This is a genomic window from Mycolicibacterium mageritense (genome assembly GCF_010727475.1).
GTDB lineage: Bacteria > Actinomycetota > Actinomycetes > Mycobacteriales > Mycobacteriaceae > Mycobacterium > Mycobacterium mageritense.
Genome location: NZ_AP022567.1, coordinates 3616683 through 3628681, shown reverse-complemented (window position 1 = coordinate 3628681; position 11999 = coordinate 3616683). Strand labels below are relative to the sequence as shown.

Annotated in this window: 11 protein-coding genes; 5 read left to right on the top strand and 6 right to left on the bottom strand. The window is 67.1% G+C overall.

Annotated features, from left to right (window positions below; translation table 11 throughout):
- Window positions 1-44: 44 nt before the first annotated feature.
- The 3 genes from G6N67_RS17355 to G6N67_RS17345 all read right to left on the bottom strand — a co-directional run bounded on the left by G6N67_RS17355 (window position 45) and on the right by G6N67_RS17345 (window position 2254).
- Entirely contained in the window at window positions 45-809 is a 765-nt protein-coding gene (locus tag G6N67_RS17355; RefSeq protein WP_036430017.1) for an MlaE family ABC transporter permease, read from the bottom strand.
- A gap of 266 nt (window positions 810-1075) precedes the next feature.
- Window positions 1076-1996 (bottom strand): 3-oxoacyl-ACP reductase, encoded by a 921-nt coding sequence (locus G6N67_RS17350; RefSeq protein WP_036430019.1) that lies wholly within the window; start codon window positions 1994-1996, stop codon window positions 1076-1078.
- Window positions 1997-2062: 66 nt separating this feature from the next.
- Window positions 2063-2254 (bottom strand): ferredoxin, encoded by a 192-nt coding sequence (locus tag G6N67_RS17345; RefSeq protein WP_036430021.1) that lies wholly within the window; start codon window positions 2252-2254, stop codon window positions 2063-2065.
- Window positions 2255-2419: 165 nt separating this feature from the next.
- Here G6N67_RS17345 and G6N67_RS17340 point away from each other — a divergent pair, with 165 nt between their 5' ends.
- The 4 genes from G6N67_RS17340 to G6N67_RS17325 all read left to right on the top strand — a co-directional run bounded on the left by G6N67_RS17340 (window position 2420) and on the right by G6N67_RS17325 (window position 7052).
- A complete protein-coding gene (locus G6N67_RS17340) occupies window positions 2420-3601 on the top strand; it encodes an acyl-CoA dehydrogenase family protein (protein WP_036430023.1) in 1182 nt (393 codons plus the stop codon).
- A gap of 8 nt (window positions 3602-3609) precedes the next feature.
- The gene (locus G6N67_RS17335; protein WP_036430025.1) at window positions 3610-4695 is read left to right on the top strand and encodes an acyl-CoA dehydrogenase family protein; all 1086 of its coding nucleotides are present in this window, start codon (window positions 3610-3612) and stop codon (window positions 4693-4695) included.
- Window positions 4692-6218 carry a long-chain-fatty-acid--CoA ligase FadD17 gene (fadD17, locus tag G6N67_RS17330; protein WP_036430027.1) on the top strand — a complete coding sequence of 509 codons (1527 nt, stop codon included), beginning with the start codon at window positions 4692-4694 and terminating at the stop codon, window positions 6216-6218. The genes G6N67_RS17335 and fadD17 overlap by 4 nt, the downstream gene beginning before the upstream one ends.
- 111 nt (window positions 6219-6329) lie before the next feature.
- Window positions 6330-7052 (top strand): DUF6597 domain-containing transcriptional factor, encoded by a 723-nt coding sequence (locus G6N67_RS17325; RefSeq protein WP_036430029.1) that lies wholly within the window; start codon window positions 6330-6332, stop codon window positions 7050-7052.
- Here the strand turns inward: G6N67_RS17325 and G6N67_RS17320 are convergent.
- Entirely contained in the window at window positions 6983-7378 is a 396-nt protein-coding gene (locus G6N67_RS17320) for a VOC family protein (RefSeq protein WP_036430031.1), read from the bottom strand. The genes G6N67_RS17325 and G6N67_RS17320 overlap by 70 nt on opposite strands.
- Before the next feature lie 171 nt (window positions 7379-7549).
- Between G6N67_RS17320 and G6N67_RS17315 the strand changes: the two genes are divergently transcribed.
- The gene (locus G6N67_RS17315; RefSeq protein WP_036430033.1) at window positions 7550-9103 is read left to right on the top strand and encodes a succinic semialdehyde dehydrogenase; all 1554 of its coding nucleotides are present in this window, start codon (window positions 7550-7552) and stop codon (window positions 9101-9103) included.
- Window positions 9104-9181: 78 nt separating this feature from the next.
- Here the strand turns inward: G6N67_RS17315 and G6N67_RS17310 are convergent, their stop codons facing one another.
- The gene (locus tag G6N67_RS17310) at window positions 9182-10303 is read right to left on the bottom strand and encodes an NAD(P)H-dependent flavin oxidoreductase (protein WP_036430035.1); all 1122 of its coding nucleotides are present in this window, start codon (window positions 10301-10303) and stop codon (window positions 9182-9184) included.
- Complete coding sequence (locus tag G6N67_RS17305; protein WP_036430037.1) at window positions 10303-11952, bottom strand: medium/long-chain-fatty-acid--CoA/3-oxocholest-4-en-26-oate--CoA ligase; 1650 nt, start codon at window positions 11950-11952, stop codon at window positions 10303-10305. The genes G6N67_RS17310 and G6N67_RS17305 overlap by 1 nt, the downstream gene beginning before the upstream one ends.
- Window positions 11953-11999 lie beyond the last annotated feature (47 nt).

Genomic DNA, 11999 nt, shown 5'->3' with positions numbered 1-11999 from the left:
CCTTTTCAGTCCCGCGGTTTTTGCGCACGCAACAATCATGCCGGTCACCGCACCAAAACCCGGACGCCGATGGCGGTCATGATCACGTTGATGACGAACAGGCAGATGAAGGCGTAGACGACGGTCTCGTTCACGGCGTTACCCACACCCTTCGGCCCTCCCTTGACCGTCAACCCGCGGTAGCAGCCGACCAGCCCTGCCACCACACCGAACAGCAGCGCCTTGATCTCGGCGAGCACAAGTTCACCGAGTCCGGTCAGCACCGTCAACCCGTTGATGAAGGCGCCGGGGTTGACCCCCTGCAGGAAGACTGAGAACACATAGCCGCCGGACAGGCCGATCGCGCAGACCAGACCGTTGAGCAGCAGCGCCACGAACGTCGAGGCCAGCACGCGGGGCACCACGAGCCGCTGGATCGGGTCGATGCCGAGCACCCGCATGGCGTCGATCTCTTCGCGGATGGTGCGGGCGCCGAGATCGGCGCAGATCGCGGTGGCCCCGGCGCCGGCGACCACGAGCACCGTGACGACCGGGCCCAGCTGCGTGATGGTGCCGAACGCGGTGCCGGCCCCGGACAGATCCGCGGCGCCGATCTCCCGCAGCAGGATGTTGAGTGTGAACGCCACCAGCACGGTGAACGGAATGGCGACCAAGAGCGTCGGGACCAACGACACGCGCGCGATCATCCAGGTTTGGTCGAGGAACTCTTTGAGCTGGAACGGGCGGCGGAAGGTTTTGACGAAAGTGTCAATCGACATTTCGACGAACCCACCCACGGCCCGGGCCGGAACCGCAAGCTGTTCGATCAAACCTCGGCTCCGTTCTCGGGGGTGGGGTGTGCTCAGACTATCCGCAATGGCGAAAAGTCATGGACCGCTCGCCGCGGCGGTGTTCCCACCCCTTTGTTCTTACGTCGCTCTTAGTGAGCCGGCTCATAGTAACTAGAACACGTTCGCAGTGTCAAAGAACGGCAAAAAAGGACGATATTCACCAGTTTTAGCAGTTCAAGGCACATCGAAAGAACAGCTATCTAGAACGTGTTCTAACCCCGCCCGATGGCTGACAGCTGAGACTGTCAGTCTCGTTCCGTCATGAGCGCGGTGGCCGAGAATCCGCGCTCAGGATCACGATCAGCAAAGTAATCGCGCATCGCCGAACTCAGGTCCGCGGGCGTCCATGCGTCGGCGTCCGCGGTGAAGCGTTTCTCGGCTGTCGGCGCCGCGACGAGCGTGACAGTTGGACCATAAACGATGAAGAGCTGGCCGTTGACGGCTTCGGAAGCCGGCGAGCTCAGGAACCGCACGAGCGTCACCACGTGGTCGGTCGACAGCGGGTCGACCGCCCCTTCAGCAAGCTCCGGCGCATCTCCGAACACACCAGCCGTCATCGCCGTGCGCGCACGGGGCGCGATCGCGTTGGCGCGCACACCGAACCTCTCCAGGGCCCGCGCCGCTGAGAGGGTCAAGGCGGTGATGCCCGCTTTCGCGGCGCCGTAGTTGGGCTGCCCGACCGGACCCGACAGCCCAGCCTCCGAAGACGTGTTGACGATGCGGCCGTATACCGTGCCGTCACCCTCCTTGGCCTTCGCACGCCAATACGTGGCGGCGTTGCGGGTCAGCAGGAAGTGGCCGCGCAGGTGCACCGCGATGACGGCGTCCCACTCCTCGTCGGTCATGTTGAAAAGGATCCGGTCGCGGGTGATGCCGGCGTTGTTGACGACGATGTTCAAGCCGCCCAGGCTGTCGGCGGTCGCGACCAGCTCGTCTGCGGTGGCGCGCTGGCTGATGTCGCCGACCACGGCCACACCTTTCGATCCGGCGGCTGCGATCTCGTCGAGCACGTCCGAGGCGTCGAGCGCTCCGGCCATGTCGTTGACCACCACGGTTGCCCCGGCCTGCGCGAGCCCGATGGCCTCGGCGCGGCCCAGACCGGCGGCTGCGCCGGTCACCACCGCAACCTTCCCGGACAGGTCGATCTGAACGTCGTCGTTGGTCATAGCGCTCCTAGCGTCCACTTGATCTTTCGCGCCCGTGCCTGCGCGGGCCGGAATTTATGAATACCTCTAGTCTTTGCGGAGCAGGGCCGCGCGCGGGCACTCCGCGATGGACTGCTCGGCCAGTTCCTCCTGATCGGCAGGCACCGGATCGGCTTTCACGACGGCGTAGTCCTCGTCGTCGAGATCGAACAGATCAGGGGCAATTCCCACGCACACCGCATTGCCTTCACAGCGATCGCGGTCAACTTCAACTCGCATGACGACCTCCTCACGACGTGTGCGCACACGGGGCTGCGTGCGCGCAGGCACAGAATACGACCCGCCAGGACGGCTATAGTCCAACACCGGCCTGGACCCCAAGACTAGAACGTGTTACAACCGGGTGAGAACTCAGGTCGATCTACCAGTGAGGATGCAAAGCGGATGCGGATCGGTTACACCCCCGAACAGGAGGAGCTGCGCCGCGAGCTGCGCGCGTACTTCTCCCGACTGATGACGCCTGACCGGGTCGAAGCGCTCAGCTCGTCGGAAGGCGAGATGGGACGCGGCAACGTCTACCGCGAGACCGTCGCGCAGATGGGCAAGGACGGCTGGCTGACGCTGAGCTGGCCCAAGGAGTTCGGCGGCCAGGCCCGCCCACCCATGGACGGGCTGATCTTCACCGACGAGGCGGCGATCGCGGGCGCGCCGGTGCCGTTCCTGACCATCAACAGCGTCGCGCCGACGATCATGCACTTCGGCACCGAGGAGCAGAAGAAGTTCTTCCTGCCCAAGATCGCCGCGGGCGAGCTGCACTTCTCGATCGGCTACTCCGAACCCGGCGCGGGCACCGACCTCGCGGCGCTGCGCACCACCGCGGTCCGCGACGGTGACGACTACGTCATCAACGGCCAGAAGATGTGGACGAGCCTGATCGCGTATGCCGACTACGTGTGGTTGGCGGTGCGCACCAATCCCGAGGCCAAGAAGCACCGCGGCATATCGATGCTCATCGTGCCGACCACCGCCGAGGGCTTCTCGTGGACGCCCGTGCACACCATGTCCGGCGTCGACACCAGCGCGACCTATTACCAAGACGTGCGGGTTCCGGTCACGAACCTGGTCGGCGAGGAGAACGCCGGCTGGAAGCTCGTCACCAACCAGCTCAACCACGAGCGCGTCGCGCTCGTCTCGGCCCAGCCCATCTACGTCGCGCTCGACGGCGTCCGCGAGTGGGCGCAGAACACCAAGGACGTGCACGGCAAGCGCGTGATCGACTCGGAATGGGTTCAGCTCAACCTCGCACGCGTGCATGCCAAGGCCGAGGTGCTCAAGCTCATCAACTGGGAGCTGGCCTCCGCGCAGGATGCCGCGCCGTCGCCGGCGGATGCGTCCGCGGCCAAGGTGTACGGCACCGAACTCGCCACCGAGGCCTACCGCCTGCTGATGGAGGTGCTCGGCACGTCGGCGACGCTGCGGGCCGATTCCCGGGGTGCCCTGCTGCGCGGCCGCATCGAACGGTTCCACCGGTCGGCGTTGATCCTGACGTTCGGTGGCGGCACCAACGAGATTCAGCGGGACATCATCGGCATGGTCGCCCTGGGCCTGCCCAGGGTTAATCGGTAAGGGACATCATGGATTTCAAGACGACAGAAGCCGCCGACGACCTGGGCGGCCTGGTCCGGACCATCACCGAATCGGTGTGCACGCCCGAACATCAGCGCGACCTCGACAAGCTGGAACAACGCTTCGACCGTGTCCTGTGGGCCAAGCTCGTCGAGGCCGACGTGCTTTCGGCCGCGGCTCCGGAGGCGGTGGGCGGCGGCGGGTTCGGCGTGCTCGAGCAGACCGCGGTGCTGACCGCGCTCGGTCGCCAGCTCGCGGCCGTGCCGTACCTGGAGTCGGTGGTGCTGGCCGCCGGCGCGCTCGCGGCGTTCGGGTCCGACGAACTGCGCGCGCAGTGGGCGGCGCCCGCGGTGGCCGGCTCGAAGATCCTCGCCGTCGCACTCGACGGAGAGATGGGGCAGGGCCCCGTTCAGGCCACCGACGGCCGCCTCACCGGCACGCGCACCCTCGTCGGCTACGGACCGGTCGCCGACGCGTTCCTGGTTCCCGCCGAAACGGGTTCCGGCGTAAGCGTTTTCCTGGTCACCGCGGCCGACCCCGGCGTCACGGTGACCGCACTCGACACCACCGGCCGCGGCAGTGTCGGGCTGCTGGAGCTGGAGGGCACCGAGGTCGACGCCTCTCGCGTCGTGGGTGGCGCCGACGTGGTGGCATGGCTGACCACGCACGCGGCCCTCGGCCGCAGCGCCTATCAGCTCGGCGTGCTGGAGCGGGCCCTCGAACTGACGGCTGAATACGCGCGCGAGCGCGAGCAGTTCGACCGTCCGATCGGCAGCTTCCAGGCCGTGTCGGCGCGACTGGCCGACGGGTACATCGACGTCAAGGGCCTCCGGCTCACGCTGACCCAGGCCGCCTGGCGGCTTTCCGAGGATCTCCCCGCCGACATCGATGTCTCCAGCGCCGCGTTCTGGGCCGCCGAGGCCGGACACCGCGTAGCGCACACCGCCGTGCACGTGCACGGCGGCGTCGGCATCGACATGGATCACCCGGTGCACCGCTACTTCCTGGCCGCCAAGCAGACCGAGTTCGCGCTCGGCGGAGCCACCGGCCAATTGCTGCGCATCGGACGTGAATTGGCGGACACCCCCGCTTGACCGGTCCAACCGTCACGCAACTGTTGGCCCCGCTGGCGGCGGTCACCGATCGTGGTGTCCACGAGGGTGATTCGTTCGTCAGCTGGGCCGACCACATCGCCGAAGGGGCACAGCTCGCGGCGGCCCTGCGGGCCCGACTCGATCCCGGGAAGCCGCCGCATGTCGGTGTGTTGCTGGGCAATACGCGGTTCTTCTCCAGCCTGTTGGTCGCCGCCGGTCTGACGGGGTTGGTACCGGTCGGCCTCAACCCGACCCGGCGCGGCGACGCGCTGGCCCGCGACATCGAGTTGGCCGACTGCCAGCTGGTGCTGTCGGATTCACCGGGTTGTGTGCCGGCCGGTGTGGAGTACATCGACGTCGAATCGGAAGCCTGGGCCACCGAACTCGCGTCGTACCGGGACAGCCCGGTGACGTTCGGCGACGTGTCCCCCGACGACCTGTTCATGCTGATCTTCACGTCGGGCACGAGCGGTGACCCCAAGGCAGTCCGCGTAACCCACGACAAGGTGGCGTTCCCGGGGCGGATGCTCGCCGACCGGTTCGGCCTGGGCCCCGCCGACACCGTCTACCTGGCGATGCCGTTGTTCCACTCGAACGCCATCATGGCGGGCTGGGCCGTCGGCCTGGCCGCGGGAGCGTCGATTGCCCTGCGGCGCAAGTTCTCCGCATCGCGATTCCTCCCCGATGTCCGCCGCTACGGCGCGACGTACGCGAACTACGTCGGCAAGCCGCTGTCCTACATCCTGGCCACACCGGAGCAACCCGACGACGCCGACAATCCGTTGCGGATCCTGTACGGCAACGAGGGCGCACCACGGGATCTGCCACGGTTCGCCGAGCGGTTCGGTGTCGTCGTGGTCGACGGATTCGGTTCCACCGAAGGCGGTGTGGCCATCGCCCGCACCCCCGACACCCCCGACGGATCGCTCGGCCCGCTCACCGACGAGGTCGCGATCGTCGACGTCGAGACGGGTGAACCGTGTCCGCCAGGTGTGGTGGGCGAGATCGTCAATCCCACGGGGCGCGGCTGGTTCCGCGGTTATTACAACTCCCCCGACGCCGAGACCGAACGCATGGCCGGCGGCGTCTACCACACCGGCGACCTGGGGTATCGCGACGAGAACGACTACGTCTATTTCGCCGGCCGACTCGGAGACTGGATGCGGGTCGACGGCGAGAACCTGGGAACCGCCCCGATCGAGCGAATCCTGTTGCGCTACCCCGGTGTTGTCGAGGCCGCCGTGTATCCGATCCCCGATCCCGCGGTCGGCGATCAGGTGATGGCCGCGCTGGTGCTGGTTCCCGGCGTGGAGTTCGATGTTTCGTCCTTCCGCGAGTTCCTTTCGCGCCAAACCGATCTCGGCCCGAAGCAGTGGCCCACATATGTACGGGTAGGCGCAACGCTGCCACGCACCGAGACGTTCAAGGTGATCAAGCGTCAGCTGTCCGCCGAGGGCACCGACTGCGCGGACCCCGTTTTCCGCGTTGACCCTGCGCCCACGGCGCGCCGCGTCTCGCGTTGAGCCTGCGCCCACCCCACACCGCACTCACCCTGCGCCCACGGCGCAAAAGCACGAGTAACCCACACCCTCACCGCAGAACCAATCGCGGGCCCACCCCGGTAGCGTGGAGTCGTGGGCTACCGCGAGATTCCGGCACCCGCCGAGTTGCGCTCGCTCGTGGAGTGCGGCTGGGCCAGCGACCGCGCACCAGAAGACGCCCGCGTTCTTCCCGACGGCTGCATGGACCTGATCCGCAGCGGTGACAGGGTGATCGTCGCCGGCCCCGACACCACAGCGTTCGTCGCGCAGCGCGGCCCGGAACCGTTGCACGGTCTGCGTTTTCGGCCCGGGGTGCTGCCCAGGCTGCTGGGGGTTCCGGCGGCCGAGTTGCGCAACACCCGCGTCGACCTGAGGGATCTGCGCACCACGGGAGCTGATCGCTCGCTGCTGCAACTGACCGTCGCCCTGGCCGCCGAGACGCCCCGGGCGGAGACCACGCCGTGGCCACTGCCGGTGCTGCGGGACGTGACGCGGCGGCTGGCAGCGGGCGATTCGGTCACCGCGACGGCGCGCCACGCCGGGTGGTCGAGCCGGACCCTGCAACGCCAATGCGCTGCGGTGTACGGCTACGGACCGGCGACGTTGCGGCGCATCCTGCGCTTCCGCCGCGCGGTCGAGTTGATCCACACCGGCATGGACACCAGCGCGGTCGCGGCCCACGCCGGATACGCCGACCAGCCACACCTTTACCGCGAGGTCCGCGAGCTCGCCGGGGTGCCGCTGCGTCAGCTCTCCAGCGCCGCGAACAGATCCACCGACGTGCCGGCGGGGTCTTCGACTGTCGCGTACCGCTGACCCCACGGTGCGTCGAACGGTTTGAGCGTGCCGGCGTGGCCGGCCGCGGTGAGCCGTTCGAAGAGTTCGTCGACCGCGCCAGGAGTCTCCAGCCCGAAGGCGAGCGCGACCCGGCCGGCTCCGGCCGGTGGCGTCCAGCCCGGATGCATGCCCGCGATCACTTCCTCGGTGTCGAACGCGAGCTTGTTGCCACCGGGCAACGCGACCTCGACATGCGGCCCGTCGGCGGCAGGCACCTCCAGGCCCAGCAGCCGGTAGAAATCCAGGCAACGCTGCAGGTCATTGACGACGATCTCGACGACGGTCGAGGTGAGGTGAACAGTCATATCCGCACGGTAGGACGGCCGACCAGGCACGGTCGTGAACGGATCGGACAAGTCTTGTCCCCCCAGGACGAAGTTTCCCGGATCTGTCGGCTTGCCGGAGGGTTGGTCGGACCGCCGGTACCGAGTAGGTTGGGCGTAACCGTAGTTACTGGCCAGTAGGGAGAGTCACCGATGCCCGCTCCGTCCGCCGCTGATTTCGCCCGGCTCCGCAAACTCGTCGCGATCGAGGACGTCGAGGCCCGGCAGTCCAAACCGATCGACGAGGTGTTCACCGGCAAGGAGCTGACGACCATCCCCGTCGGCACCGCCGAAGACGTGACCGCGGCCTTCGCCAAGGCCAGGGCCGCGCAGGTGGCGTGGGCCAAGCGCCCGGTCAAGGAACGCAGCGCCGTCATCGAGCGCTTCCGCGACCTGGTGATCGCCAACCGGGATTTCCTGATGGACGTCGCGCAGGCCGAGACCGGAAAAGCCCGTTCGGCCGCTCAGGAAGAAATCCTCGACATGATGCTGAACGCGCGCTACTACTCGCGTGAAGCGACCCGGCTGCTCACCCCGAAGCGCGTACAGGGCCTGCTCCCCGGCGTCGTGAAGACCGTCGTCAATCATCAGCCCAAGGGCGTCATCGGAGTGATCTCGCCGTGGAATTACCCTATGGCGCTGTCGATCTCGGATTCCATCCCGGCACTGCTCGCGGGCAACGCCGTCGTGGTCAAGCCCGACAGCCAGACGCCCTACTGCACCTTGGCCAACGCCGAACTGCTCTACCAGGCCGGCCTGCCGCGCGACGTGTTCGCGGTGGTGCCCGGTCCCGGTTCGGTGGTGGGCACCGCGATCGTCGAGAACTGCGACTACCTGATGTTCACGGGCTCCACCGCGACCGGCCGGTCCCTGGCCGAACAGTGCGGCCGCCGACTCATCGGCTTCTCGGCCGAGCTGGGCGGCAAGAACCCCATGATCGTCACCAAAGGCGCCGACCTCGACGTGGTGGCCAAGGCCGCGACGCGCGCGTGTTTCTCCAACGCGGGCCAGCTGTGCATCTCGATCGAACGCATCTACGTCGAACGTGAGATCGCCGACGAGTTCACGGCCAAGTTCGGCGAGCAGGTGCGCAACATGAAACTCTCGACCGCATACGATTTCTCCGCCGACATGGGCAGCCTGATCTCCGAGGACCAGGTGAAGACCGTGTCGGGCCACGTCGATGACGCAAAGGTCAAGGGCGCCAAGGTCATTGCCGGCGGCAACGCGCGCCCCGACATCGGCCCGCTGTTCTTCGAGCCGACCGTGCTCACCGACGTCACCGACGAGATGGAATGCGGGCGCAACGAGACCTTCGGCCCGCTCGTGGCGATCTACCCGGTCGATTCCGTCGACGAGGCCATCGCGAAGGCCAACGACACCGAGTACGGCCTCAACGCCAGCGTCTGGGCAGGGTCGAAGGCCGAGGGCGAGGCCATCGCCGCGCGTCTGCAGGCCGGCACGGTCAACGTCGACGAGGGCTACGCGCTGGCGTTCGGCAGTACGGCCGCCCCGATGGGCGGTATGAAGGCGTCCGGCGTCGGCCGCCGTCACGGCGCCGACGGCATCCTCAAATACACCGAATCGCAGACGGTTTCGACCGCACGTGTGCTGAACCTGGATCCGCCGCTCGGCATCTCGCAGACCCTCTGGCAGAAGGCCCTCACGCCGATGATCCAGGCGGTGCAGAAGCTGCCCGGACGCTAACCCTCCCCTCGCGAGCAGACGCGCGGGTACCTTGGAAAGCGCCTTCCTGGGTACCTGCGCGTCTGCTCGCGGGAGGAATCAGCTGTCGCGGACGGTGTCCAAACGCTTTGTGGCGGCCTCGAACCCGGAGACCAGCTCACCGATGATGTCGGCGACGGGCCGGATCTCGTTCATGCGGCCCACGATCTGACCGACCGGCATCGACACGGTGTCGGGGTTGTCGGACTCGTTCATGCGCTGGTGGGCCTCGCTCACCAGGATGTTCTGCAGCGGCATCGGCAGCGGCTCTGGCGCGTCCGGCGCGTCCCACGCGTCGGTCCACTTGGTCTTGAGCAGCCGGGCCGGCTTGCCCGTGTAGATCTTGCGGCGCACGGTGTCCGCGGTGCCTGCGCGCAGCAGCGCCTCCTGGATCGTGGAGGTTCCGCCCGGCAGCCGGTGGCCCAGGTCGTATTCGGCCGAGGTCAGGAAGGCCGAGCCCATCCACACGCCCGAGGCGCCGAGCGCCAGTGCGGCCGCCACCTGCTTACCGGTGCCGATGCCGCCGGCCGCCAGCACCGGGGCCTTACCGTCAAGCGCGTCAACGATTTCCGGCCACAACACCATCGAGCCGATCTCACCGGTGTGCCCACCGGCCTCGTGCCCTTGGGCGACGACGATGTCGACGCCGTTCTCGACGTGGCGCAGCGCGTGCTTGGCGCTGCCGGCCAGCGCTGCCACCGGAACACCCGCGGCGTGCGCCTGCTCGATCACGTCGTTGGGTGGGGATCCCAACGCGTTGGCGATCAGCTTGATCGGGTGCTTGAGCGCGACCTCGACATGGCTGCGGGCCACCGAGTGCAGCCAGCCCAACACGCCCTCGTTGCGCTCCTCGTCCTCCGGCAGCGGCGGAACTCCGAGATCCGCAAGGGTTTTCGCGACGAAGTCGCGGTGGCTCTGCGGGATGAGCTTGTTGATGTCGACGGCCGTGCCCTCGGTGGGAACCTTGGCCGGCATCACGACGTCGACGCCGTAGGGCTTACCGCCGGTGTTGGCGTCCATCCACTGCAGCACCTCTTCGAGGTCGTCGGCGTCGTTGAACCGCACGCAGCCGAGCACACCGAGTCCGCCGGCCTTGCTGACCGCGGCGGCCACCTTCTCCGACGGCGTGAACACGAAGATCGGGTATTCGATCCCGAACCGTTCGCAGAGTTCGGTTTTCATCACTTGGCTCCCACATGGTTGGCGTGCACGTCATCGGCGGCCCGCTCTTCGGTCTGGTCCTTGGCCCAGCGGTAGTCGGGCTTGCCCGCGGGCGAGCGCTTGACCTCATCGACCAGCCACAGGCTGCGCGGCACCTTGTAGCCCGCGATCTCGCTGCGCACGAACGCGTCGAGCTCGGCCAACGTCGGCCGCGTGCCCTCGCGGGGCTGCACGACCGCGGCGACATGCTGCCCGAACCGCTCGTCGGGCACACCGACCACCAACGCGTCGAACACGTCGGGATGCCCCTTGAGCGCGGCCTCGACCTCTTCGGGGTAGATCTTCTCGCCGCCGCTGTTGATCGACACCGAGCCGCGCCCCAGCATGGTCACGCTGCCGTCGGCCTCGACCTCGGCGTAGTCACCAGGAATCGCGTACCGAACCCCGTTGATGGTCTTGAAGGTCTCCGCGGTCTTCTTCTCGTCCTTGAAGTAGCCGACCGGGATGTGACCGCACTTGGCGATGATGCCCCGTACGCCCGAGCCGGGCTTGACCTCGTTGCCGTCCTCGTCGAGCACCTTGGTGTTCTTGTCGATCGTCACGCGTGGGCCGCCGGTGTGCGACTGCCCCTTGGCCACGATGCTGGTGCCGCCGAAGCCGGTCTCCGACGAGCCGATCGAGTCGGTGATGATGCGGTTGGGCAGCAGCTCGAGGAACTTCTCCTTGAGGCTCGTGGAGAACAGCGCCGCGGTGCTCGCGAGCAGGAACAGGCTCGACAGGTCGTGCTCCTTGCCTGCGGCCTGCGCGGCGAGCAGCGAGTCCAGCAACGGCCGGGCCATCGCATCGCCGGTGAAGAACAACAGGTTGACCTTGTGGTCATGGATCATCTGCCAGACCTCGTCGGCGTTGAACTCCGGTGCCAGCACGACGGTCTGGCCGGAGAACAGCGACATCCAGGTCGCCGACTGCGTGGCGCCGTGGATCATCGGCGGGATCGGCAGCCGGATCATGGGCGGGTTCGCGACGGCCTGCTTGGACAGGTCGTATTCGTCGGCGACAGGCTCGCCGGTCGCGAAGTCGGTGCCGCCGAACAGCACGCGGTAGATGTCCTCGTGACGCCACATGACGCCCTTGGGGAATCCCGTGGTGCCGCCGGTGTAGAGCAGGTAGATGTCGTCGGCACTGCGCGGGCCGAAGTCGCGCTCGGGTGAGCTGTCGGCGATGGCCGAGTAGAACTCGACGCCGCCGTAGCGCTCGAAGTCGTCATCCGACCCGTCTTCCACGACGAGCACGGTCTTCACGTTGGGAGTCTCCGGCAGCACGTTCGCGACGCGGTCGGCGTAGCGGCGTTCATGGACCAGCGCGACCATGTCGGAGTTTTCGAACAGGTACTTCAGTTCGCCCTCGACATAGCGGAAGTTGACGTTCACCAGGATCGCGCCCGCCTTCACGATGCCGAGCATCGCGATGACGATCTCGTTGCGGTTGCGGCAATACAGGCCGACCTTGTCGTCTTTCTTGACGCCCTGGTCCAGCAGGTAGTGCGCGAGGCGGTTGGCCTTCTCCTCCAACTGCGCATAGGTGAGCTGTTCGTCGCCGCAGATGAGGGCGACACGGTCAGGCACAGCATCGATGGCGTGCTCGGCAAGATCGGCGATATTCAGAGCCACGGAACCTAAACTAGAACGTGTTACATTTCGTGACAAGTCTGACGTTG